This is a genomic window from Aliivibrio thorii (genome assembly GCF_057368585.1).
In genome coordinates this window covers 870,857-896,591 of the sequence record NZ_CM170655.1, presented here as the reverse complement: position 1 = coordinate 896,591, position 25,735 = coordinate 870,857, and the positions used below count along the sequence as shown (strand labels likewise).

The following is a 25,735-nucleotide window of genomic DNA, read 5'->3' as shown; positions in this document are numbered from 1 at the left end:
AAATATTACTTATATCTGTTTATTTTGGGATTAACTTAACACATTTAGATTACAAAACTGTGAAGTATGTAACTTCAATTTATTTACAAAAAAGATTCAATCAATAATGTGCATCAGCTCAATATTTAGCACTTATAGGCTAACCGTACGTTAACATAAAACACACAAAACCAAAATACGGTATGACTACCCAAATAGAGCATTTGCATAATCAACAGGCCTTATGTAATTATCAAATTATTCATATAAAGTTTCGAGGTTTTTATGTCACCTTCACTTTTCCAGCAGTTGCAATTGGTATGGGACTACCATTTACTTAATCAGCCAATTAAAAAAAGTGATGCTATTTTTGTTTTATGTAGCTATGACTTACGTGTTGCTGAACATGCAGCACAACTGTATTTGGATGGCTATGCACCATTATTAGTCTTTTCAGGTGCCCAAGGTCGAGCAACAGAAGGGTTGTTTACATTAAGTGAAGCGGAAACCTTTGCTAATATAGCTAAAGACATGGGAGTTCCCTCTTCTGCGATTCTAATTGAAACAAAGGCCACAAATACTGGCGAAAATATATTCTTCACTCAAGCCTTATTAAAAGAAAAAAACATTAAGGTTGAATCTCTACTCTTAGTTCAAAAACCGTATATGGAGAGAAGATTACTCGCAACATTCTTAAAAAACTGGAACGATATAGAATTCTGTATTTCATCTCCTAATATTACTTTCATCAATTACCCGACTGAAGATGTTACATTTGACCATATCGCTAGTATTATTCTAGGCGAATTACATCGTTTGAAGGTATACCCAACATTAGGGTATCAAGTAGCACAGAATATTCCCGATGATGTTTGGCAAGCCTTTGAAAATTTAACCAAGATTGGTTTTGATGAGTATTTATTAGTAGAATAAAGAAATTAAAAAAATCCCTGAACAACATAATTATTCAGGGATCCTCATTATTTAGAACTGAATCGTTACTTCAAGCGATAAAACATTGTCGACAATGGAGGCAATGTGATTGAAATAGATTGTGGTAGACCTTGAGACTCAATAGATTCTGTTTTCACCTCACTAACGACAGTGTAACCACTGCCACCATAGAAGTTAGCATCACTATTTAAAATCAATTCATAATCGCCTTCAACAGGCATACCTAAACGGAAATTTTCTCTTGGTGCTGGCGTGAAGTTACTAATAACTAAAATACGTTCACCGTTATCACCTAAGCGTTCATGAGCGAGTACACTCATTTCAGCTTCGTCTTGCAAACGCCACTCAAAACCCACAGGGCTACAATCATTTTGATATAATGCAGGCTCAGACGTATACATCTTATTTAGATCTCGCACTAGAGATTGCATACCAGAATGGCGTTCAAATTGCGTTAAAAACCATTGTAATTGACTGTCATGATCCCATTCCGCACTTTGAGCGATCTCTGCACCCATGAAGTTTAACTTTTTACCTGGTTGTCCATACATATACCCCATGTACGCACGCATATTAGCTGTTTTCTGCCATTCATCACCCGGCATTTTATCTAGAATAGAGCCTTTGCCATACACTACTTCGTCATGAGAAAGTGACAATACATAATTTTCACTAAATGCATATACCATTGGGAAAGTAATGGTGTCATGGTGATAACGTCGGTGAATTGGATCTTCTTGAATATAGCTAAGGCTATCGTGCATCCAGCCCATATTCCATTTAAAACCAAAACCTAAACCACCATCAAATGTTGGTGCAGAAACACCAGGGAATGCGGTTGATTCTTCGGCAATAGTCATTGCATTTGGATAATGAGAATATACTTCTTCATTCATCCATTTTAACAAGGCTATTGCGCCGTGGTTATGGTTACCACCATCCCAGTTAGGGATCCACTCACCATCATCACGTGAATAATCAAGGTAAAGCATTGACGCAACAGCATCAACACGTAAACCATCAATATGGAAATGTTCAAACCAGTACAAAGCATTTGAGACTAAGAACTCACGTACGTGCTGTTGGTCATAATTGTAAATAAAACTCTGCCAATCATTATGCCAACCACGACGTGGATCTGGATCATTAAACAATGATGTACCATCAAAGTTCGCTAAGCCATGCGAATCTGATGGGAAATGTGCTGGGACCCAATCAAGAACGATACCGATACCCGCTTGGTGGCACTGATCAATAAAGAATTTGAAATCATTAGGTGTACCAAAACGACTCGTTGGAGAAAATAAACCAATAGGTTGATAGCCCCATGAACCATAAAACGGATGCTCTGAAACTGGCATCAATTCAATGTGCGTATAACCCATCTCAACGATATATGGAATTAACTGCTCAGCTAATTCACGATAGGTTAAAAAATCGCCCTGTTCGTTTCGTTTCCATGAACCAGCATGTAATTCATAAAAAGATAACGCTTCTTTCTGCTTTTGAGTTACAGGACGAGTTTGCCATGTGCTGTCTTGCCACTGATATTCTTTTTGATCATAAACCACAGAAGAAAAAGAAGGGTATTGCTCGTTATAAGCACCAAATGGGTCCATTTTATGAGGCAATGCTTCCCCATTCGGTCCTTTTAGCTCAAATTTATATTTGGTTCCTGCTGTTTGTTCAGGGATAAATAACGCCCAAAGTCCATTATCTATGCGTTGCATTAAATGCCGACGGCCATCCCATTGGTTGAAATCACCAATAACACTGACAGAGGAAGCATTAGGAGCAAAGACAACATAACGTACGCCTTGAGTTTTCTTGCCATCTCGCTCAACCGACATTAAATGTGCGCCTAAATGGTTATACATCTCTTTTGGCGTATGAGCTTGAGCATCAGTTGGAGAGATATTATGGTATTGATACGGATCATCAATAATTTGTTCTGTTCCATTCCAGTCAACCACAAGTTGATAATGCAAGCTTGTAAGATCAAGCGATTGGTTTAGAACAAAGATACCAGAACAAGAGGATTCAGGACTGAGAGGATAATCAGAATGTGATTCGAGACGAACGCTTACTGAAGTGGCTCCTGGAAGCCAAACACGCAACGCTATGTCTTTAGATTGATATTGTGGACCTAGAAAAGAAAATGGATCTGAAAATGCAGCCCTTTCGAGCTGCATGTAAATGTCCTTTTCTTTACGTTCAACAAGTAAGTTCAACGTAAATACTCCTATTATTTTCGGCTAGCTTGAGCTCGAATGTCAGTTAAACGCTTAGTTAACTCATTTACTTCTTGGCGATTAAATATTTCATCCAAGGTAATTGATAACTTACGACGCCAGTTTGGATATTCATCAACAGTTCCCGGTATGTTAACTGGTTTATCCATTTCTAGCCAATCTTCAAGCTGTAAACTGAGAAGCGTGCTCGATCCTGCTGCTAAATGATACTGAAGTGCATCACTTAAATGTCTATCCATAGGAACATAAGACGCATCACGACCAACGCCTTCAGGTAAGAAACCATGGAAATCAACACTGTTTAAGATCTCTTGCTTGGACTCCGCTCGAGTTTCGAATAACGCTTTTAACTGCTCCGCATCTGGGTATAAGCCAATTTCTTCACCCATTTTTAAATCATCGCAATGCCAGAAGCCGCGCAAAGTTGGCATATCATGCGTACACAACGCAGACATTGATTGCTCTTGGTAATGTGTTGGAGAGTAATAGCCACCATCTTCTGCTGTTTCAAAGAAGAACACTTTATAAGAGTGAATGCCAGCGTCAGCCAGTAAATCAACGATTTCATCAGGAACGGTACCTAAATCTTCGCCAATCACAGAGCACTCATAACGATGGCTTTCCAAGGCTAAAATAGACAACATGTCTTCTACTGGGTAGTACATGTATGCGCCTTTAGTTGCATTTTCCCCTTTAGGGATCCACCACAGACGTAATAGCCCTAATACATGGTCAATACGCAATGCACCACAAGCTTTCATGTTGGCACGCAGTAATTCGATGTACGCTTCATAAGCTGTCGCTTGCAATGCATGGGGATTTAATGGTGGTAAACCCCAGTTTTGACCTAGTGGACCTAAGATATCTGGCGGAGCACCAATGCTTACATCTAGGCATAAATTTCCATGATCTGCCCACGTTTCAGAACCAGAATCAGCAACCCCAACAGCCAAATCACGATACAGACCTACGTCCATGCCTTTTTTCTCGGCAAACTGCTGAACGTCATTAATCTGTGTAAATGCGATCCATTGTAAGTACATGTATAAATCAACTTGCTCACTGTTATCCGTAATAAATTGCTGTACTTGTTTATTATCAAAATGCTGTAGTTCATTTGGGAATACAGGCCATCCCCAAATGTTTTGATCTTGTGTATAAAGCGTATTATGCAGAGCATCAAAAGCTGATTGATGAAGCAAACTTTCTCCACCTTCTTCTACAAATGCTAAGAAGGCATCTGCACGAGCACTGTTTTTGTCGATATGACGCGCTTTAAACTCTTCAAAAAGAAAAGGTAATACGCTCATTTTAAGAGATGACACTTCCGTGTAATTCACCCAATGAGATTGGCGCGCTTCATTTAATCGCTGTTGAAATTCAGCGCTACCCACTAACTCTTGAGCTTGATTACATAATGCAAATTCAGGTACTGAGCACACATCAATGTATAAAATATTCAACCAACGACGTGACGATGGGCTGTATGGACTTGCGCCTTCAGGGTTTGCAGGAAACAATGAGTGGATTGGGTTGAGTCCCACAAAATCACCACCACGATTCGCAATATCACCAACAAGCTGTTTAAGATCGCCAAAATCACCAATCCCCCAGTTATGAGAGGTTCTTAAAGTGTAAAGTTGAACACTTGGCCCCCACATTTTTTTACCTTGATTGATCGCATCTTGCTTAAAACACACTTTTGGAGTAACAATCAATGTCATTACATACGGTGTTTTACGGCGTTTGCGAATAATCTCTAATGTATGGTAACCCCAAGGTAAAATTGGTAAAGAAAATAATAATACACCACCATTATCACGATCATCAGCAACAACTTGAGATTGTAAGTACCCCTCAAGGATCTCGCCCTCTTCTGTCGTTACTTTCCAACTGAATTCACTAATACGCGCACTTTTACCTAGGTGCATCTCAACATGCAGAGGTTCGTTATCTCTAATAACTTTTACTGCCGCTAACACCTCTTTCTTCTGCATTTTTTCAGAAGACGTAATCAATGTTTTATCATTCTTAGTGTCATAACCTAAAGAAGCCAGTAAACGAGTTAAGGTCTCATCACTGACTTTTGCTTCATCGCCCCAAGCACTTACGTAACTATTTGCTAGCCCAGCCTGCTCTGCGATTTGATGTAGTACATTATTATCTTTCATCGCTTTTTCTCCAAGGGCAGCATAATACTGCCCTCATTTATCTATTTCTAAATCAAATTAACGTTTTACCGCTTCTAGTTTCCAGATGTTATTTACATAATCGCGAATACTACGGTCAGAACTGAATTTACCTACAAGAGCAGTGTTTAAAATAGCCATTTTTGCCCACTGTTTTTGGTCGCGATATGCCGCATCAATATCATTTTGAGCACGAACATAATCAGCAAAGTCAGCCAATACTAAATATGGGTCGCCACCGTAAAGTAAATTATCACGTGTTGCAGATAGCAGACCCACTTTACCTGGAGTAAATTCATCACCAGCAAGAAGATCTAACGATGCTTGCAGTAATGAATCGGCTTCATAATATTTGTATGGGTTGTAACCAGACGCTTTAAGCGCTTCCACTTCATCAACATCCAGACCGAAGATGAAGATGTTTTCATCACCAACTTCTTCACGGATCTCAACGTTTGCGCCATCCATCGTACCGACAGTCAGTGCACCGTTTAACGCCATTTTCATATTACCAGTGCCCGATGCTTCTTTACCTGCAGTAGAGATTTGCTCAGAAACGTCAGCTGCTGGAATGATGATTTCAGCCATGCTCACTCGGTAATCAGGAATGAAGACCACTTTTAAGAAATCAGATACACGAGGATCGTTATTTACTTTCTCTGCCACTTTATTAATAGCAAAGATGATCTCTTTTGCTAAGTGGTAACCCGGTGCTGCTTTCGCTGCAAAGAAGAACACACGAGGATGCATATCAAAGCCTGGTTCATTCAGAATACGGTGGTATAAAGAAAGAATATTTAACAGATCTAAGTGCTGACGTTTGTATTCGTGCAAACGTTTGATTTGAACATCAAAAATTGCGTCGGTATTTAATTCAATACCCATGTTCTCTTGAACCCAATCAGCTAAACGTTGTTTATTTTGCTTCTTAACTGCCATGAAATCTTTTTGGAATTTCGCGTCATCAGCAAATTTTGCGATATCACGCAATTGATCTAAATCTGCAGGCCAACCATTACCAATTTTCGTTGAAATCAAGTTAGAAAGACCCGGGTTACAGAACTTCAACCAACGACGAGGCGTTACGCCATTCGTTACGTTCGTTAATTTACCTGGGAAGTATTCATTAAACTCAGGGAATAAATCACGCTTAACTAACTCTGAGTGAAGTGCCGCTACGCCATTTACTGCGTAAGAAGACACTACACATAAATTAGCCATGCGTACCATTCGGTGTGTGCCTTCTTCAATAATAGAAAGCTTACGCAGTTTATCGACATCACCCGGCCATTTAAGTTTCACGCCCTCTAAGAACAGGTAGTTAATCTGATAAATGATTTCCATGTGACGAGGAAGCAAGCGAGAAATTAGCGATTCGCTCCACGTTTCTAATGCTTCAGGAAGTAATGTGTGATTCGTGTAAGCAAACGTCTTAGAACAAATAGTCCAAGCCGCATCCCACGTTAAATTACGCTCATCCACTAAAATACGCATCAACTCAGGAATACCAATTGTTGGGTGTGTATCATTTAATTGGATCGTTTCGTACTTTGGAAGATCTTCAATTTTATGACCTGCCGCATCATGACGACGCAAAATATCCGCAATAGAACATGCACAATGGAAGTATTGCTGCATTAAACGCAGTGTTTTACCTTTTTCATGGTTATCATTAGGGTACAAGACTTTCGTTACGTTACCCGCATCAATCAACGCATGTTGCGCTTCAAAATAATCACCATTATTAAAACTTGCTAGACTGAAAGGTGCTTTTGCACGACATTCCCATAAACGTAATGGGTAAACTGTGTCGCTTTCATAACCTACAATTGGTAAATCCCAAGGCATGCCTTCTACTGACATACTAGGAACCCAGCGACGCTTCTCTTCACCGTCAACAATATGTGTCTCTACATGACCGTAAAATCCTGCATTTTGAGCGAAGTCTGGACGTGCAACCTCCCACGGATAACCCTCGACACCACACCATGCATCTGGTGCTTCTTGTTGGCGTCCATCTTCAAAAGATTGACGGAACAGACCGTATTCGTAATGAAGACCATAACCAATAGCTGGAAACTCTTGTGCAGCCAAAGAATCCATAAAACACGCAGCTAAACGACCAAGACCACCATTACCTAGTGCAGGATCGCGCTCTTCTTCTAATAAATCAGTTAGATTATGTCCTAGTTCACCCATTGCATTCGTAATGTCTTCGTAAAGACCCATGCTAATTAGGTTGTTTCCTGTTAAACGACCAATCAAAAATTCTAATGATAAGTAGTTTACGCTTCGTGCGTTCTTAATTTTCTCATCATTTTCAGTGTTAACAAGATCAAACGTCGTCAGTTCAGCTAGGGCTTTGCCCATGGCTAAGTACCATACTTTTGATGTTGCTGTTTTTTCATCAGCACCAAAAGTTGTTACCAAATGCTGTTTTACAGAAGCTTGAAATGCCGCTTTATCAAATTTTTTGATGTTGTTCTTTTTCATCTTTTGTCTCTCACGAAAGTTCATAAATCAACTGTTATCAATCCTGCCTGTTTCGTCTAGGGGCCACATCCTCCTCCTAAGGGGGAGGAGAATAAAACAGAATAAGGCGTAGTTAAAAGAAGAAAAGATAGTGTGACAAAACTCAAACTTTGTAGGCTTACAGAGAGATTAGGCGTGATAATAAACACACTTTTACAGCATAAAACACAAAATGATAACAAGATCACATTTTTAAACATTAAGAAAATTACATTCAACACCGTAATAGAAGCGCTTGATTTATAAATTAAACCATAACTAAAAGAGAACTTAGATCACATTTACAGGGCGTAGAGGATACCTTTTTTCTCATTATTGAGGATAATCTTCTTAGTATTTTTAAGAAGAACAATAATTATGTTAATACCATCGAAATTACATTTCCCAAGGCGCTTGCATAACGCAATCATCAGACAACGAGTGTTAGATACACTGTCTGATGCAATGCATTACAAGCTTGTTTTGTTTCGATCTCCCGCAGGCTACGGTAAAACGACAATGGCGGCACAATGGCTATCAAATAAAAAAGCCACTGGCTGGTACAGCCTCGATGAAGGCGATAATGATGAATTCAAATTCGCAAAGTACTTTATCCAAACCATCAGCAATGCTACCGAGTTAGAACTTCAACACTCCAAAGCATTAACCGAAAAACGTCAGTTTGCTTCTTTATCAAGTTTATTTTCTCAAGTCTTTACTGAGTTAATTCCATTTCAAGATGAAGCGTATTTTGTACTTGATGACTATCATCTAATCACCAATGAAGCGATTCATTTAGGTTTAAAGTTTTTCCTTAAACACCTACCTGATAATCTTACTCTTGTTATTACTAGTCGCTCCCAGCCTCCTCTTAACACAGCAAATTTACGTGTTCGAGATCTATTAATTGAAATAGACAATCAAAGCCTAGCGTTTGATCAATCTGAAACATCTTTATTCTTCAATCAACGCCTCAATGACGATATAGATCAAGAAGCAATTACCCATGTTCGAGAACACGTCGAAGGTTGGCCCTCAGCCTTACAATTAATCGCTTTGCATAGTATTCAAAATAATCAGTCTTTAAGTAATTCAGCTCAAGCAATGGAGCAACTTAATCATGCTCATTTGTGGGACTATCTTGCAGAGGAAGTCTTTGACCATTTAGATAAAGAAACACAACAATTCTTAATGCGCTGTGCCGTATTTGAACATTTTAGTACTCAGTTATTAACAAATGTGACAGGACGAAACGATGCTCAACTATTAATAGAAAACTTAAATCGTTTTGGCTTATTTATTAATAGTGATGGTGAAAAAGGTGAGTGGTATAAATTCCATAATTTATTTGCTGAATTTTTAACACATCAACGCCAAAACCATCTCGCGCATGAAGAAGTCAAGCTGCAACAAAAAGCCGCTCATGCCTGGTTATCTAATAATAATATTTACCAAGCACTACGCCATGCCAAAAATGCCCACGACGATACTTTAATCGCTGAGATACTGACTCAACATGGTTGGCATCTATTTAATAATGGCGAACTTACGTTACTTGAATCAACGATTAAGGCACTTAAACCAGAGGTATTATTTACTTCACCTCGATTGGTTATTATTCGTGCATGGTTAGCACAGAGCCAGCACAACTATTTACAAGTAGATGACTTGATCTCTGAAGGTCAGCGAGAAATGTCTCAACGGAATATTACGTTAGATAGGCATATGCAAGGTGAGCTTGATGCCCTGCGCGCTCAAGTTGCCATCAATAAAAATGACCCTGAAGCTGCTCTTGCCTTTGCAGAAAAAGCCCTTGAAGAATTAGAAACCAATAAATACCGTAGTCGTATTGTCGCCACATCAGTCATTGGTGAGTATCACCATGTATCCGGTAACCTTGCACAAGCACTTGCATTGATGCAACAAACTGAAAAAATGGCCATGACGTATGGTATTTATCATCAAGCGTTATGGGCGATCTTGCAACAAAGTGAAATCTTAATGGCTCAAGGTTTTATGCAAGCAGCTTTTGATTTACAAGATAACGGATTTAAATTAATTAAAGATCAAGACTTAGGTCAGTTGCCATTGCATGAATTTTTATTACGTGCACGAGCTCAAATTTACTGGTTCTGGTTTCGATTTGATGAAGCAGAACAATATACATGGAAGGGGTTAGACGTACTCTCCCCATTTGATGAAACTAAACACCTACGTGGGTATTCAATGTTAGCACGTCTGGCTGTTGCTCGTGGAGAGTTAGATAAAGCAGAGCGATATCTTGAGAAGTGTCAGCAATTGTTAAGTCAAGCTGATTACCATATCGATTGGAAAGCCAATGCTTCTTCTGCCCAGCTATTCTATTGGCAAGCAAAAGGGAATACCGAAGCCATTAGCTATTGGTTAGCTCATACTGAAAAACCAGAGACTCGTTGTAACCACTTTACTCAACTTCAATGGCGCAATATCGCACGCGCACATTTCCATTTAGGCGATATCGAAACCGCGATAAATACCCTAAAAGCATCACAGATCATTGCACAGCAACATAAATTAATAACTGATATTAATCGTAATGCAATTATGGAATCGGTTCTATTGTATGAAAACAAGCAAATTAGTGAGTCTATTGAAGCGATGCATCTTGCCATTAAACAATCAAATCAAACGGGTATTATTGGTAGCTTCCTAATGGCCGGAAGAAATATTTTAAAACCTTTAGCTAAATTGCAGCAAAAGGGAAACATCACTGAACTTGAAAAACACCGAATTGAACAACTACAGAAAGCATTATCCAATAATGAACGGGCTCGTTCTGCGCATTTTGATGAGGCTTTCATTGAAAAGGTCGTCAATAATCCAGAAGTCCCAGAACTGATCCGTACCAGTCCTCTCACCCATAGAGAGTGGCAAGTGCTTGGCTTAATTTATTCAGGGTTTAGTAATGAGCAAATTGCGGTTGAATTTGATGTTGCCCCTACTACAATAAAAACCCATATTCGAAATTTATACCAAAAGTTAAATTTAGCGAATAGAAAGGCAGCAATTGCTATGGCTGATGAGCTAGTTAGTATGATGAAGTAATCACATACTAGCTATTATCTCGTTAGTAATATTGGGATAATTAATTTTACGACATTTTTTATACAAAAACTTATGTATAATCACGTACCTTCGTGCATTATGCATAAGTTTTTTTTCATTTATATAGAGCTAAAATGAACTATTTAACGACATTCTTTAAAGGTATGGCAATGGGCGCAGCTGATGTTGTTCCTGGAGTATCTGGTGGTACGATTGCCTTTATTGCTGGTATTTATGACACGCTTTTAGAAAGCATTCGACGTATAAATCCTTCTATCTTCGGATTATGGAAACGCGAAGGCTTTAAAGCAGCATTTGCTCACATTAATGGTTTTTTCCTTATTTCTCTTTTTGGTGGTATTTTAACGAGCATTTTAACACTCGCAAAATTCATCACATGGATGCTGCATACGCATCCCATTCCTCTGTGGTCATTCTTCTTTGGCTTGATCATCATCTCCATTATTCATATCGCTAAGCAAATTGAGAAATGGTCATTAGATCGTTTTGTTATGTTATTGGCAGGAGCCGCGTTTGCTTATAGCATTACGGTACTAAACCCAATGACAATGACACCATCAACCTTTACTTATATTCTTGCTGGTTCAATTGCCATTTGTGCCATGATTTTACCTGGCATTTCAGGCAGCTTTATTCTTCTGCTTATTGGTATGTACAGCCCTGTTCTTGGTGCCGTAAAGTCTCTTGATTTGGTCACTATGGGACTATTTGCTTCAGGTTGTGTCATTGGCCTATTAAGCTTTTCTCATGTTTTATCTTTCTTACTAAGAAAATTCCGTGATATTACCTTAATCTTTTTAACGGGGTTAATGGTAGGTACGCTAGGTAAAATTTGGCCTTGGAAAGAAGTGATTGAATGGCGCGTGAACTCAAAAGGTGAACAAACCCCTTTAATTGAACACAACCTATCTCCATTTGACTATGAGCAAGTAACACAGCAACCTGCGCTTATTGGCTTTGCTGTTGTTGGTGTGATTCTAGGTATCGGTTTGGTGGTTGGTTTAGAAATCTACGCAAAGAGAAGCGACAAGTAATACGTATTTTTTGAACAAGCTATAGAAACAAAAATGGCGGAGAAAGGAAAGGTTATACACCTTATCTTCACCGCCATTTTTATGGTAAAAAATCAATCTCACTTAATACCATAAGATTGAATAAAAATAGACGTTACCGTATCGACCTTACTTTTCACCGCATCACCTGTCGGTTCAATATCTAAATTCATTACCTGCGGCCAAAATAGCAAGCCTTGAAACAGACTCACGTACACATCTGTCATTAATTTTGAATCGACATTCTTTAATCGACCAGCTTCAATAGCCATATTGAACCACTGCGTTATCGCTCGAATACTGTAGATATTTTTTATTAAATTTTTGGCCATATCTGGCTGACGTAAAAATTCCATAACTATGGTACGAGCAAGGGAAATACCATAGGTTTGATAAAGTATTTCTATCTCTTTATAAGCAATATCATTCAATTGCTCTTCGGTACTTTTCTCTTCATCAAATTGATAAGAAACGTTTTCGTTTACTGAGTCATTAATAATGGTTAATACCGATTCAAATAACACTTCTTTACTTTCAAAATGACGATAGAGGGTACGTTTAGACACTTCAGCCGAGGCGGTAATTCTATCCATATTGGCAGCAAGAAAACCGTGTTCAATAAATTCTTCTTTTGCCGCATTGATAATATCAAGGTGCTTTTGCTGTGATCGTGTCAGTTTTTTCATAGTCCCTCCATCACTAAATTTAGAACATTCTACCCATTCAAAATAAAAATGTACACTCAAGAGTTTACTTTGTGATGATTTAGCCATAAAATAAACTCACGAGTTTACTTTAGTAATTAAAAAAATGATTTACTCGATTATTTTATGTTCAACCAATCACTCTTTTCATGAGGAATGAGTCAATGAATTCACGTATTTCGACTGTTATGTTAATGAAGAAAACCGTACTGGCTGTCAGCCTTGCGATTGGCACACTAATGATCTCTGGTTGTGACTCAAACGAAGCACAATTAGAAACAACAAAAGTCGACACTATTCGCCCTGCACTTATTGAAGTGATTAGCCCAAGTATAAATGCGCAATTACGCTTTAACGGTGTTGTACGCTCTGCCGAACGTGCTGATTTAGCTTTTAGAATGAATGGACGTGTTATTAATGTGCTGGTTGAAGAGGGCCAACAGGTAACCAAAGGACAATTACTAGCGCAATTAGATCCTCGTGATGCGAAAACGGCATTAGAGTCAGCGCGTGTTGAATATAAAAATAGCCAAGCAGAATACAACCGTGGCAAAGCGATTTATGAAAAAAGCCAAGCCATTGCTAAGAGTGATTTAGACACACTAAGCACTCGCTATAACCTAGCTAAAAATCGACTAGAAGAAGCAAAACGTCAATTAGAGTACACCCAATTGACCGCTCCTTTTGATGGTATTGTTGGTCGTAAGATGGTCGATAATCATGTACAAATACAAGCAAATAGCCCAGTATTGACCATTCATGATCTTGATAACTTAGAAGTACTTATCAATATTCCAGACAGTGTCATGTTAGGCGAATTAAAAGGCTCTGAAGCGATTGCTCAAATCAGTGCTGTTCCTAATGTGCGCTTTCCTCTTGTATTAAGTACCTATGGCACCCAAGCAGACCCAATAACGCAAACCTACCCAGTAGTACTAACGTTTAAAGAATTAAGCGGCTTTAATGTATTACCGGGCATGACAGTAAAAGTGACTCCTGTGTATCCAAAAGACTCAGCAGAAGAGAACACTCTCATTACAGTGCCTTTAACTGCTATCGTACCAGATAACAAAGGCGGTCAATTTGTGTGGGTGGTTGATGCTCAAAATCAAGTACAGCAACGCACGGTTAATACCGGTGAATTACTGGCAAACCGAGTGGTTATTACTCAAGGCTTGCAAATGAATGAACGCATTATCATTGCCGGTGTTACTAGCATTAAAACCGACATGATCGTAAAACCCTATTCTGAACAATCAGCAATGAGTGACGGGGAATAGAAATGGACATTGCACGTTATACAATTACTAAACGTACCTCAGTGTGGGTGCTTATCACTCTGATCTTATTTGGTGGTTACTTAAGCTATTTAAAACTAGGTCGTTTTGAAGATCCTGAATTTGTCATTCGCCAAGCAGTAATCAATACTCCTTATTCTGGCGCAACCGCTCAGGAAGTATCAGACGAAGTAACCGACATTATTGAAGGTGCCGTTCAATCACTTCAAGAAGTAAAAGAAGTGAAATCTGTCTCTAAACAAGGCATGTCTGAAGTGACGGTTGAAATCAAACTTGAATTTGCTCAAAGCCAAGCCGCTTTACAACAAGTGTGGGATAAACTGCGTCGTAAAATTGGGGATGCACAACGCCAATTACCACCAGGAGCAAGCGCATCAATTGTTAATGATGACTTTTCTGATGTGTACTCGCTGTTCTTTGCCGTAACAGGCGAAGGCTTTAGTGACAAACAACTGCAAGATTATGTCGATGATTTGCGCCGTGAACTTGTTCTTGTCCCTGGCGTTGCAAAAACAGCAACACTAGGCGAGCGCCAAGAAACCATTTTCGTTGAAATGTCGAGCGAACGTATGGCGCAATTTGGCGTGTCTGCAGAGAAAGTGTATCAGGTACTACAAAAGCAAAACATCGTAACGGTTGCCGGAAGCATTGAAACAGATGCAATGCGTATTCCTGTGATCCCAAACTCAGGGATTAACTCAATTGATGACTTAAATAACCTGCAAGTAAGCCTTGGGAATAATCATACTGTCCTTCGTTTAGGTGACATTGCAACGGTTACTCGTGGCTACCAAGAGCCGACGTCTATGCTGGTTCGTTACAATGGTGAGCGTGCCGTAGGTTTTGGTATTTCAAACGTATCAGGCGGTAACGTGGTTGATATGGGCGATGCCGTAAAAGCGCGTATTGCAGAGCTAGAAGGTCAACGTCCATTAGGGATAGAGCTGAATGTCATTTCTATGCAATCGGATTCGGTTCGTGCGTCGGTAACTAACTTTATTGATAACCTCATTGCCGCTGTTGTGATTGTATTTGTTGTCTTATTACTGTTTATGGGTTTACGCTCAGGCATCATCATTGGCTTTGTTTTGCTACTGACGGTTGCAGGTACATTATGCATCATGTTAATCCAAGACATCGCAATGCAAAGGATCTCTTTGGGTGCATTGATCATCGCATTGGGTATGCTGGTAGATAATGCGATTGTGGTCACTGACGGTATTTTAGTGCGTTTACAAACCACTCCAAATGACAGCCGTGATGAGATCGTTTCAGATGTCGTTAATGCAACTAAATGGCCTCTTTTAGGCGGTACGGTTGTAGGTATTTGTGCTTTCAGCGCTATCGGTCTTTCTCCATCAGACATGGGCGAATACGCAGGATCTCTATTTTGGGTGATTTTATACTCAATGCTATTAAGTTGGGTATTTGCGATTACAATCACGCCAATGCTATGCCACGATTTTCTAACCGTGAAAGCAATAGATAACCAAGCACCACCAAGCCGTATTAGTCAACAATACCGTCAATTATTAACGTGGGTATTAGCGCATCGCGGTATCAGCCTAGGTCTTTTATTGGTTGTTTTGTTTACTTCTATTTATGGTGTTCGTTATATTCCACCGGGCTTTATGCCAGAGTCTCAACGTGCTCAATTTGTGGTTGATGTCTATTTACCGCAAGGGTCAGACATTAAGCGTACAGAGCAAACTATTGCGGCCATAGAGCAAGATGTAAAACAAAAAGAAGGCATCACTAATATCACTAGTTTTGTGGGCGGTGGCGGTTTACGCTTCATGCTAACCTACTCACCAGAAGCGCGAAACCCAAGTTATGGCCAGCTACTGATTGATATTGATGACTATCGAAACATTGCTCCACTGTTGGTTGAACTTCAAACTGAGTTGGATGCAAAATACACCAATGCGTCGATTAAAGTATGGAAATTCATGCTAGGCCGCGGCGGCGGTAAGAAAATTGAAGCCGGATTTAAAGGCCCAGACAGCCATGTGTTGCGTCAATTAGCAGAGCAAGCAAAAGCGATCATGCTTAATGACCCACAATTGATTGCAGTACAAGACGATTGGCGTCAACAAGTGCCAGTGCTACGCCCTCAATTTTCAGAAGAAAAAGCACAACAATTTGGATTAACAACACAAGAGATAAATAAAGCCATCGCTCAAACATTATCAGGGCGAAACGTTGGTGTTTATCGTGAAGGTAATGACTTAATTCCGATTGTGGCTCGATCACCAGAAACAGAGCGTAACCATCAACGTGCGATAGAAAATACAGAGGTCTTTAGCCCAACAACCGGCAGTTTTATCTCAGTAAGCCAGCTTATTGAATCATCAAACTTAGTTTGGGAAGATGCCATTCTGCGCCGTATTGATCGAATGCCGACCATTTTAGTACAAGCTGACCCAGCACCGGGCGTACTGACTGCGGATGCCTTTAAACAGGTAAGAGAGAAAATTGAAGCTATCGAACTTCCATCTGGATATCAGTTAATTTGGTATGGGGAATATAAAGCCTCTAAAGACGCGAATGAAGGCTTGGTAATATCAGCACCTTATGGGTTTGCAGCGATGATTTTATCTGTGATCTTCATGTTCAACGCATTACGTCAGCCATTGGTTATTTGGTTAACGGCACCTTTAGCCATTATCGGTGTATCGGTTGGGTTAATCGTATTCCAAACGCCATTTGAGTTTATGGCAATACTGGGCTTTTTAAGTCTTATCGGCATGATGGTGAAAAATGCGATAGTACTAGTAGACCAAGCGGATGTGGAAGTAGCAAATGGTAAGCACCCTTATAATGCGATTATTGATGCGTCATTAAGCCGTGCAAGACCAGTATTACTCGGAGCACTAACAACCATACTTGGTGTTGCTCCCTTGCTTATCGATCCGTTCTTTAAAAGCATGGCGGTGACTATTATGTTTGGTTTGTTGTTCGCAACCATACTGACATTAGTGGTTATCCCACTCTTTTATGCAATGTTCTTTAGAATCAAGGTAAACTACTAGTTGAAAATTACTAAATAACAGGCATAAAAAAGGAGCGTTCAATACGCTCCTTTTCTTTATCTAAAATTTACATAAGCAGTTAACGCATCAAATTAATGATGGTTTGGCTCACGTAAATAGATGATCCAGTAACCCATACCAACGAAGATACCACCACCAATGATGTTACCAATCGTCACAGGGATAAGGTTATTAATAACAAAATTACTTAATGTTAAGTCTGTAAAATCTAATGCAGAATAACCACTTGCCGCCCAAAATTCAGGAGATGCAAATGTTTTAATACCGACAGCCATTGGGATTTGAAACATGTTTGCGATACAGTGCTCAAAGCCCGCTGAAACAAACATAGCAACAGGAAGAATCATTACTAAGATTTTATCCGTTAATGTACGACCAGAGAATGTCATCCATACACCAACACACACTAAAACATTACACATAAGGCCTAGCGCAACCGCCTGCCAAAAACCGTGATGCAATTTATGTTGTGCAATTTTCATGGTATTAATACCAACAGCACCGCCATCACTCATGTATTGTTTTGCAACTAGCATGATGCCAACTAGCAGCATAGCACCAATGAAATTACCAATATAAACAACAGCCCAGTTAGCGCATAAACTTTTCCAGCTTATTTTACCGCTTGCACGAGCAACCAATGTTAACACCGAACTGGTAAATAGTTCACCACCAGTAACAACTACTAAAATCAGGCCAAGACTAAAAGCTAGACCACCAACAAAGTGAGTCATCCCCCAAGGCATATCTTCAGCACCAGTGGTTACCGTAGTATAAAATATAAAAGCAATACCAATGTGTATACCAGCGGTAATGGCTAATAAGAATGATTTAAATGGATCTTTAGTTGCTTTTGCTACGCCAACTTCAGCAGCGCGTTCAGCCATTTGTGGCGGTAATAAAGAGTCGAACTGGTTCATAGTAGAAACATTTTGATACAAGTGAAAAGGAAATCGGATAATCCTCCTATTTTGTATGGAATACAAGCGATTTTCGGACTTGCAAGCATTTAAAATGAGAAAATTTACAACGACCTGACAAATATAAAAAACGAGACCTAGTTCACACTCAATAAGTAAATATAAGATTTATATTTTGATATCTATCTTATCTTTATAGCGACGATCTTCTTTAAATCTTCTCTCATACAAGACAGGTTTTGAGGGATAATTACGTCGTTCTTCCTTTTTACGTAACTCTTCTTGGTACGTCCCATCAATATCCACAGTTTCTATAATTGTTTCGTCTGAGTTTGGTAAGGATTTTTTATCCATAATTGTCCCTCCCTTTCTATTACTCTCCCATCATTTAAGTCACCAACACTTAAATGTTATCTACATGTTACTTTTTAACATAACAAGGGCAATTAACCAAATGATCATTGACGACACCTGTCGCTTGTAAAAATGCATAACAAATAGTGGATCCCACAAATTTGAAACCACGCTTCTTTAAGTCTTTACTTACTTTATCCGACAACTCTGTCGTTGCGGGTACTTCAGCCATTGTTGTCCAATGATTTATAATCGCTTTATTCTCAACATAACTCCATAGATACTGAGAGAAGCCACCAAACTCTTTTTGGATTTTGATAAATGCATGAGCGTTGGTAATAACCGAATTAATTTTTAATCGATTACGTACAATGCGTGCATCTAACATTAAAGCTTCTACTTTTACTTGATCGTACTGGCTGATTTTTACAATATCAAAATTATCAAATAACAATTGATAGCCTTCACGTTTCTTTAAAATAGTCGACCAACTTAAACCTGCCTGTGCGCCTTCTAAGGTTAAGAATTCAAATAATTTACGTTCATCGTAAACTGGCACACCCCATTCATTATCATGATAATTTCGATCAAGATCCGATACTTCAGCCCATTCACATCGTTTTTTGTTCATTTCTCATTCACCTTTGCTTTAGGTTATTAACTAAGCTCACATTACCACAACAAGTATTCTATCCAGAATTTACCTTATGTTACCATTTACATACTTTCTCTTTGAACGATTATCCATATGAAAATGCTTACTTCTGCAATTAAAATTTTAACGGTAATCGCCTTATTCATTATTGGTTTCTTCTTCTCAGAATTAACAACATTAATAAAAAGTCATCTAACTCCACCAGTCACTGTTGAGGAAAGCTGTCAGCTATCTAGTGATATTTGCGCAAAAAACGGCGTCCAAATTAGATTAGAAAGAGACGTATTAACGCCTTTAGAGCCTAGCGCGATTACCGTTAACTGGCCAAATTCTACAACTGAAAATATTATTGTTTCTCTTGAGGGGCTTGATATGTCAATGGGAAATCCTCACTTTCAATTGCATAGAACAACAAATCAAACCTATGAAGGCGAGATTCTATTGCCAATATGTACCCAAAATACCATGACATGGGTTGGAAGCATCAGTAACGGTTCAAACTCAGTTCCTATTTCATTAAAGGTCGTACAATGAAAAAATTCATACTTATTATCGCACTCATCCTATTAGGATTTGGCGCTAAGCAAACCTATCTATCCTATTCAAAAGCAGATTCAACACTCTACGGGTTAGAAAATAAAAAAATCGATCTTTTTGACCTTAGTGATCCTCGTATCCGCATCGTTTATTTTGGCTTTACTCGTTGTCCTGATGTATGCCCAACCTCTCTTGCCATGCTTTCTGGAGCATTAAATCAAATAAACAACAACACACTAACTCAATTTCGTCCAATATTTATTACTCTCGATCCTGAAAGGGACAGTCCTGAGCATTCCGCCGAATATGCTCACTACTTTCATTCCTCCATCGAAGGTAGCTCTGGATCTATAGAGGCAGTGACAACATTAGCTGATCGCTATAACGTTATCTTTCATAAAACAGAGCTCGCAGACTCTGCTTTAAAATATACGATTGACCATTCTTCTTATTTTTACTTTTTAAAACCCGACGGTACATTAATAACAAAAGTACCCCACACCACGACGCCAGATCCAATCGTAGAAACAATACTTTCTCTTTCACAATAATTGACCATAACCCTTTAAAGGAATATCTAATGAAAAAAACAATCTTTGCTCTAAGTGCACTGTTACTAAGTTCAACCGCTTTTGCTCAAAGTGAGTTAGTTATTGAGAATCCATACGCACGTGCAACTCCACCGAATGCGGTAAATAGTGCAATCTTCATGACAATTAAAAATGGCGGGGATAAAGATAGAACACTGGTATCAGCCATAACCTCAGCCGCAAACAAAGTTGAGTTGCATACTGTTATAAAAACTGATGGCATGATGAAAATGCGTGAAGTTGAATCAATGACAATTGCAAAGAATGCTGACACAGTTTTAAAGCCGGGTGGATTACACATTATGCTTTTTGAATTAACAGGCCCGTTAAAAGAGAAAGAATTTATTGACGTAACACTAAACTTTAAAAATGGTGATAAAGAACAGTTCAAAGCACCAGTGAAAAAAGTAATGGCTGGAATGAAACACAAAATGTAGCCGTAATCTGGTTTAGTATCATAATGTCTTTCTACTAAATCAAAATGTCTGATTAAAGATATATATATTCTAATAGACCTGTCAAACTGCATCTCATTACCTATTAACGAGATGCAGATCACATGTATTATCTATTACCTCTATTTACCGTCCTGATCTGGGGTGGTAACTCTATCATCAATAAAATGGCTGCATCGGCTATAGAACCAAGTGCTATGAGCTTTTATCGTTGGGCATTTGCAATGCTTTTATTGACTCCATTTTGTTTGCCTTCTGTCATAAAATCTCGTCATGTTATTCGCCCTTACCTTTCTAAGTTGGCATTTTTGGCGCTACTTGGCATGGTGTTAAACCAATCTTTAGGCTATTACGCCGGTTTAACAACCACTGCATCTAACATGTCATTGATTACTTCTTTAGTGCCGTTAATCAGTATTTTTCTTAGCTTACCCCTACTAGGTAAACGTATTTCTAAATTAAGTATTGTTGGTGCGGTAATCTCATTGGCAGGTCTTACTTTTATGCTTGGTCATGGTGATATTACGTTCTTTTTACATCAACCTATTACAGAAGGTGATGGTTTAATGGTCATTGCTGCGCTTTGCTACGCAACTTATTGTGTATTACTAAAACGTTGGAAAATGCCAATTACAAGTTGGCAGTTAATTTATATGCAAGGTGTATTTGCAGTGGCTATGCTCGCTCCACTATGGCTAACCAGCGAGAATTTATTACCAACAGAAAGTTCTATCCCATTAATCATGTATGCATCTATTGCTGCGTCTATTTTAGCGCCTTGGATGTGGGTAAAAGCGATTGATGTCATTGGAGCTGAATCAAGTGCGATGTTCATGAACTTATTGCCAGTAGTTGCTGTATCACTTGCTGCAATCCTGTTGGATGAGAAGATTGAGAGCTACCATTTAATGGGCGGGTTAATGGTTATCTCTGGTGTTATCTTAGCTCAAGTTAAAACCAAAAAAGCCAAACAAGAAGCAAGCTTACTTATCAAAGCGTAATTATTGTTAGTAGCAACATGATATAAGAAAGCCGACTGTCTATGAGTCGGCTTTTTTGTGGGTATTCGTTAATTGTTACTGAAGAATTATACCAATCACAGTAAGTAAGTGATCAGGACTAGCGAAGGAAAAATGCCTGAGAACAAGACGAAATTTTTTGATAAGTAGTTATTCTACAATCAAAAATTTCAACGCAGTTATCGAGCATTTTAACCAGTTAGGATGATCAGTTATTTACTAAGATTGGTATTAAATGGAGATTAGTTACTCGCCATCTCGTGATGCTTAGTCAGCTGATTATACAGGGTATCTTTTAACTCCATGCGCTGATGTTTAAGTTGATTCATATTTTCATCATCAATCGGACTGCCTGATATCTCAAGCTCTCGAATGTCATAATCCAATTGGTGGTATTTTTGAAGTTCAACTTTGAATGCGGGATCGTCATGATTTAGCTGAACAATGTCTAATTTAAGCTCTGGAAAATCTAAGATAAAAGCATGGTTTTCATTTAGCATTGGCATTTCCTTTTCTATTAGATTGTTTACCAGTATAGGTGTAAACAATCTAAAGAAATGTGGTGCATCACGCAAAGTTAATCTTAAGCATCCGCTAATTGATCTTCATGCTTTGCTACTTTATGCCCATCTTCAGTGCAGCCTTCTTTCCAATAACTACTGATATAAAGATCGTCTTTATCGACTTCTTTTTCGTTACGGAAATATGCACGAAGCGCTCTCATTTGATTAAACTCACAAGCACTCCATACAGCAACTCGACCAGTTTTCCACTCTTGTGATTGCACTGTGTCCGTCAAGCTAGTTGCATCAGATCTCAGCACCCACACTAGTTCAATGCCTTGTGGTTTAACTAAAGCCTGCTTATCTGATTCATGGTTAATTTCAATCACTGCATACCCTGCCGCTGTTGCTGGTAGTGCTTCAAGCTTTGCAGACAAAGCAGGTAGCGCTGTCATATCTGCCACTAAGAAAAACCAATCCGCCTCTGCGTTTAGTCCTTTAATACTTCCTGGACCGGCGATTGAAATCGTATCACCATTTACGGCATTCTGAGCCCAAGCAGAAGCAAAGCCGCCTGTTTCAGCACTTATCTCTGTATTCTCATGATGATGGCGAACAAAATCCACATCTAGCTCATTCTGCTCTTTTCTCAAATTACGCACGGTATAAGTACGCATCATAGGACGAGTGCCTTCTGCTATTCCAGAAAGATCCGTACCGCCATTTTCATTAAACATCAGTTTGATGTAACCGCCTTCACTTTCCATGTCAAAATTAGAAAGATCTTTGGCTTTAAACGTAATGCGCTGCATGTTTTCAGTTAGTTGAGTACTATTAATAACCGTTAATACGCGTGGTGAGGGTTTCTTATTCATTATTTAATCCTTTATTGACCGTAGTACATACAAATGCGCTGCCCATTAACTTCATGGATATCAAATTCAGTTTCGTATATTTCTGATAACACCTCTTTTCTGATCACTTCAGCAACGGTACCATTTGCCACCACTTTGCCTTTTTTAAGCGCCACAATATTATCGGAATAACATGATGCAAAGTTAATATCATGAATCACTATCACTACGGCTTTTCCTAATTCATGAGCCAACGTTTTAATGTTTTTCATGATTTGCAATGAATGCTTAATATCTAGGTTATTTAACGGTTCATCTAAAAAGACATAATCCGTATCTTGTGCAACCACCATGGCAATGAATGCCAATTGACGCTGTCCACCACTTAATTGATCTAAGTACTTATTCTGAATAGGAGCAAGATCTAAATAATTGATCGCCTTATCCATCACTTCATTATCGTGCTTTGTTAGCTTACCTTGGCTATAAGGAAACCGACCAAAGGCAACAAGCTCACGCACCGTAAAGCGCATGTTTAAATTGTTTGATTGTCTAAGCACTGCTAGTTTTTTCGCTAAGGCTTTTGTGTCCCAATCCACCACTTCTTGGTTTTCAATGAGCACACTGCCACTGTCTTTGGCCAATAAGCGACTTGCCATAGATAGCACGGTACTTTTACCTGCGCCATTAGGTCCAATGATCGACGTCACTTCACCTTTAATAAAAGAAGCAGAAGCTTGATCAACCACTTTTTGCTGACCAAATGATTTTGAAAGTTGAGATAATGAAATCATACGTTTCTCTATTGAATTTTTTGTCTAACTAACAGTGATAAGAAGTACAAACCACCGATAAAATTAATCACTACGCTTAATGTCGTTTCAAATTTAAAGATGTTCTCAATCGCCCATTGCCCTGAAAGCAACATCGACATTGCCATTAAACTGCTTCCCAGTAGCAAAGTTCGGTGACGATAGGTATTGAAAAACTCTTTTGCTAAGTTTGCCACCAATAAACCAAAGAACATCACTGGACCAACTAACGCAGTAGATACCGAAATTAAGATAGCCACTAAAATAAGCACTTGCTTGGTTATTTTACCCACATCAACGCCTAAACTGGTCGCGTTATCGTTATCAAGCCAGAACACATCAAGCACGTTAGACATTCGAAATAACACAGCACTAATTAGTAATAATGGGATAACACAAAAATAAACTAACTCTTTGTTAATATTATTAAAGCTAGCAAACATACTTGATTGAATTGACGCAAAATCATTTGGATCAACCAACATCATAAAAAATGACGACACATTAGAAAATAGCTGTCCAAAAATCACACCAAGCAATAATAAGGTAATGACATTACTGTTGTTTTTCTTAAAGTAAAAACCAAATAACAATAAAGAAAACCCGACCATTATCACAACTGACATAGCAAAGTTAACAAATGGGTTTAATAGGAAAATACTAAAGCTACCAAAAATAACCACAACCAATACTTGAGTCAGTAAATACAAGGCATCAAACCCCATAATACTTGGTGTTAAAATACGGTTATGCGTAATGGTTTGAAATACTAAAGACGACTGTGCAATCGCAATACTGGCTAAAATCATCGCCAATACTTTAGGCACTCGACGAGACAAAAAATACTCATAATTGGAAGCATCAAGCCCAATACCAATAAACAAAAAGGTGAATAAAACGGTTATGAATGCCAATGCCGTTAGTTTAATTGAATCAGACATTTTGTTTACCTTTAACGATAAAGAAAATAAACACCATTCCACCAAGAATACTAATGATCATAGAGATTGGGATTTCATAAGGGAAAATGATCACACGTCCTACAACGTCACACACAAGGATCAATATTGCGCCAACAATCGCCGTTAGAGGGATGTTTCTTCGTAGGTTATCACCATAAAACTGAGCAACTAAGTTTGGTACGATTAAGCCAAGGAAAGGCAATTGACCGACAATCATCACTACCGTTGCTGACATAACAGAAACTAAAATAATGCCGAGAAATAGAATTTGCTTGTACTTCAAACCAATATTGGTCGCAAAATCTTTCCCCATACCAACGGCAGATAAACGCGTCGCGTACCAATAGCTGATCACTGAAATTGGCACCGCAATGTATAACAGCTCATAGTTGCCTTGAAGAATGTTCGCGAAGTTCGCAACCGTCCATGCAGAAAGGTTCTGAACTGCATCGTATTTATAAGCGACAAAGGTTGCAGCAGAAGAGACAACGTTACCAAAAATGATGCCGATTAAGGGTACATAGATAGCATTTTTAAATTGAATACGATGAATGAATTGAATAAAAAGAAGTGTACCGCCAATCGCCATTGCGAAAATCAGCAACAAGTTATCGCCATGTCCAAAGATCACCAAGCTTAATACGTAACCCAACATTGCACACTCAATGGTGCCAGAGGTTGATGGGGCTGCAAATCGGTTTTGACTTATCTGCTGCATGATTAACCCAGCAATACTCAAACCTGCTCCAGATAGAAGAATAGCCAATAAACGTGGGAGACGACTTACAACAAGGAGTTCTAGAGCTTCTGTATCTCCTCGGAAAATAGCTGACAACGGCAAATCAGCAACACCGATAAATACCGAAGCAAAGCTCAACACAATAAGAACAAGCAATAACTTTTTCAAAGCTAACCTCAGCCTGCACAAAGCGTGCTATCTCAAAGAAATAGCACGCTTTACAGTGGAATTAAAAATA

21 protein-coding genes are annotated in these 25,735 nt (G+C 38.8%); 9 read left to right on the top strand and 12 right to left on the bottom strand.

Going from position 1 to position 25,735, the window contains the following annotated elements; translation table 11 throughout:
• Nucleotides 1-264 precede the first annotated feature (264 nt).
• The gene (locus AC2IP4_RS18055) at nucleotides 265-912 is read left to right on the top strand and encodes a YdcF family protein (protein WP_486310805.1); all 648 of its coding nucleotides are present in this window, start codon (nucleotides 265-267) and stop codon (nucleotides 910-912) included.
• A gap of 65 nt (nucleotides 913-977) precedes the next feature.
• On the opposite strand, the gene glgB is transcribed toward AC2IP4_RS18055, so the two are convergent.
• Genes glgB through AC2IP4_RS18040 form a run of 3 tightly spaced genes read right to left on the bottom strand, consistent with a single transcriptional unit; the run spans nucleotide 978 to nucleotide 7,867 of the window.
• Nucleotides 978-3,125 carry a 1,4-alpha-glucan branching protein GlgB gene (glgB, locus tag AC2IP4_RS18050; protein ID WP_375320798.1) on the bottom strand — a complete coding sequence of 716 codons (2,148 nt, stop codon included), beginning with the start codon at nucleotides 3,123-3,125 and terminating at the stop codon, nucleotides 978-980.
• Nucleotides 3,126-3,178: 53 nt separating this feature from the next.
• On the bottom strand, nucleotides 3,179-5,356 hold the full coding sequence (malQ, locus tag AC2IP4_RS18045) for a 4-alpha-glucanotransferase (protein ID WP_486310804.1): 2,178 nt from the start codon (nucleotides 5,354-5,356) through the stop codon (nucleotides 3,179-3,181).
• 57 nt (nucleotides 5,357-5,413) lie between these two features.
• A complete protein-coding gene (locus AC2IP4_RS18040) occupies nucleotides 5,414-7,867 on the bottom strand; it encodes a glycogen/starch/alpha-glucan phosphorylase (protein ID WP_375320800.1) in 2,454 nt (817 codons plus the stop codon).
• A gap of 396 nt (nucleotides 7,868-8,263) precedes the next feature.
• Here AC2IP4_RS18040 and malT point away from each other — a divergent pair, with 396 nt between their 5' ends.
• Entirely contained in the window at nucleotides 8,264-10,969 is a 2,706-nt protein-coding gene (gene malT / locus AC2IP4_RS18035) for an HTH-type transcriptional regulator MalT (protein ID WP_486310803.1), read from the top strand.
• A gap of 134 nt (nucleotides 10,970-11,103) precedes the next feature.
• Complete coding sequence (locus tag AC2IP4_RS18030; protein WP_486310802.1) at nucleotides 11,104-12,024, top strand: polyprenyl-phosphate transporter; 921 nt, start codon at nucleotides 11,104-11,106, stop codon at nucleotides 12,022-12,024.
• Between the two features lie 98 nt (nucleotides 12,025-12,122).
• Here the strand turns inward: AC2IP4_RS18030 and AC2IP4_RS18025 are convergent, their stop codons facing one another.
• A complete protein-coding gene (locus AC2IP4_RS18025; RefSeq protein WP_486310801.1) occupies nucleotides 12,123-12,728 on the bottom strand; it encodes a TetR/AcrR family transcriptional regulator in 606 nt (201 codons plus the stop codon).
• A 182-nt stretch (nucleotides 12,729-12,910) separates the two neighbouring features.
• On the opposite strand from AC2IP4_RS18025, the gene AC2IP4_RS18020 reads away from it, so the two are divergent.
• Both AC2IP4_RS18020 and AC2IP4_RS18015 read left to right on the top strand, forming a co-directional pair.
• The gene (locus tag AC2IP4_RS18020) at nucleotides 12,911-14,026 is read left to right on the top strand and encodes an efflux RND transporter periplasmic adaptor subunit (protein ID WP_486310800.1); all 1,116 of its coding nucleotides are present in this window, start codon (nucleotides 12,911-12,913) and stop codon (nucleotides 14,024-14,026) included.
• 2 nt (nucleotides 14,027-14,028) lie between these two features.
• The gene (locus AC2IP4_RS18015; RefSeq protein ID WP_486310799.1) at nucleotides 14,029-17,076 is read left to right on the top strand and encodes an efflux RND transporter permease subunit; all 3,048 of its coding nucleotides are present in this window, start codon (nucleotides 14,029-14,031) and stop codon (nucleotides 17,074-17,076) included.
• 92 nt (nucleotides 17,077-17,168) lie between these two features.
• On the opposite strand, the gene focA is transcribed toward AC2IP4_RS18015, so the two are convergent.
• From focA to AC2IP4_RS18000, 3 genes are all read right to left on the bottom strand, one after another.
• On the bottom strand, nucleotides 17,169-18,017 hold the full coding sequence (focA, locus tag AC2IP4_RS18010; RefSeq protein WP_375320806.1) for a formate transporter FocA: 849 nt from the start codon (nucleotides 18,015-18,017) through the stop codon (nucleotides 17,169-17,171).
• A 168-nt stretch (nucleotides 18,018-18,185) separates the two neighbouring features.
• Nucleotides 18,186-18,371, bottom strand: coding sequence for a hypothetical protein (locus AC2IP4_RS18005; RefSeq protein ID WP_486310798.1), 186 nt, complete (start codon nucleotides 18,369-18,371; stop codon nucleotides 18,186-18,188).
• A 67-nt stretch (nucleotides 18,372-18,438) separates the two neighbouring features.
• The gene (locus AC2IP4_RS18000; protein WP_486310797.1) at nucleotides 18,439-19,002 is read right to left on the bottom strand and encodes a DNA-3-methyladenine glycosylase I; all 564 of its coding nucleotides are present in this window, start codon (nucleotides 19,000-19,002) and stop codon (nucleotides 18,439-18,441) included.
• Between the two features lie 117 nt (nucleotides 19,003-19,119).
• Between AC2IP4_RS18000 and AC2IP4_RS17995 the strand changes: the two genes are divergently transcribed.
• The 4 genes from AC2IP4_RS17995 to AC2IP4_RS17980 all read left to right on the top strand — a co-directional run bounded on the left by AC2IP4_RS17995 (nucleotide 19,120) and on the right by AC2IP4_RS17980 (nucleotide 21,609).
• On the top strand, nucleotides 19,120-19,560 hold the full coding sequence (locus AC2IP4_RS17995; protein ID WP_486310796.1) for a hypothetical protein: 441 nt from the start codon (nucleotides 19,120-19,122) through the stop codon (nucleotides 19,558-19,560).
• Nucleotides 19,557-20,114: an SCO family protein gene (locus AC2IP4_RS17990; RefSeq protein WP_375320809.1), complete on the top strand. Its 558-nt coding sequence runs from the start codon at nucleotides 19,557-19,559 to the stop codon at nucleotides 20,112-20,114. Before AC2IP4_RS17995 ends, AC2IP4_RS17990 begins: the two co-directional genes overlap by 4 nt.
• Nucleotides 20,115-20,143: 29 nt before the next feature.
• On the top strand, nucleotides 20,144-20,590 hold the full coding sequence (locus tag AC2IP4_RS17985) for a copper chaperone PCu(A)C (protein ID WP_375320810.1): 447 nt from the start codon (nucleotides 20,144-20,146) through the stop codon (nucleotides 20,588-20,590).
• A gap of 122 nt (nucleotides 20,591-20,712) precedes the next feature.
• A complete protein-coding gene (locus tag AC2IP4_RS17980) occupies nucleotides 20,713-21,609 on the top strand; it encodes a DMT family transporter (protein ID WP_375320811.1) in 897 nt (298 codons plus the stop codon).
• 260 nt (nucleotides 21,610-21,869) lie between these two features.
• On the opposite strand, the gene AC2IP4_RS17975 is transcribed toward AC2IP4_RS17980, so the two are convergent.
• The 5 genes from AC2IP4_RS17975 to vctD all read right to left on the bottom strand — a co-directional run bounded on the left by AC2IP4_RS17975 (nucleotide 21,870) and on the right by vctD (nucleotide 25,665).
• Complete coding sequence (locus AC2IP4_RS17975) at nucleotides 21,870-22,127, bottom strand: HP1242/YdcH family protein (RefSeq protein WP_375320812.1); 258 nt, start codon at nucleotides 22,125-22,127, stop codon at nucleotides 21,870-21,872.
• An 83-nt stretch (nucleotides 22,128-22,210) separates the two neighbouring features.
• The gene (locus AC2IP4_RS17970) at nucleotides 22,211-23,005 is read right to left on the bottom strand and encodes a siderophore-interacting protein (protein ID WP_375320813.1); all 795 of its coding nucleotides are present in this window, start codon (nucleotides 23,003-23,005) and stop codon (nucleotides 22,211-22,213) included.
• An 11-nt stretch (nucleotides 23,006-23,016) separates the two neighbouring features.
• A complete protein-coding gene (vctC, locus tag AC2IP4_RS17965) occupies nucleotides 23,017-23,778 on the bottom strand; it encodes an iron chelate ABC transporter ATP-binding protein VctC (RefSeq protein WP_375319825.1) in 762 nt (253 codons plus the stop codon).
• An 8-nt stretch (nucleotides 23,779-23,786) separates the two neighbouring features.
• Complete coding sequence (locus tag AC2IP4_RS17960; protein ID WP_375319826.1) at nucleotides 23,787-24,737, bottom strand: iron chelate uptake ABC transporter family permease subunit; 951 nt, start codon at nucleotides 24,735-24,737, stop codon at nucleotides 23,787-23,789.
• Nucleotides 24,730-25,665: an iron chelate uptake ABC transporter permease subunit VctD gene (vctD, locus tag AC2IP4_RS17955; protein WP_151653874.1), complete on the bottom strand. Its 936-nt coding sequence runs from the start codon at nucleotides 25,663-25,665 to the stop codon at nucleotides 24,730-24,732. The genes AC2IP4_RS17960 and vctD overlap by 8 nt, the downstream gene beginning before the upstream one ends.
• Nucleotides 25,666-25,735: the final 70 nt, after the last annotated feature.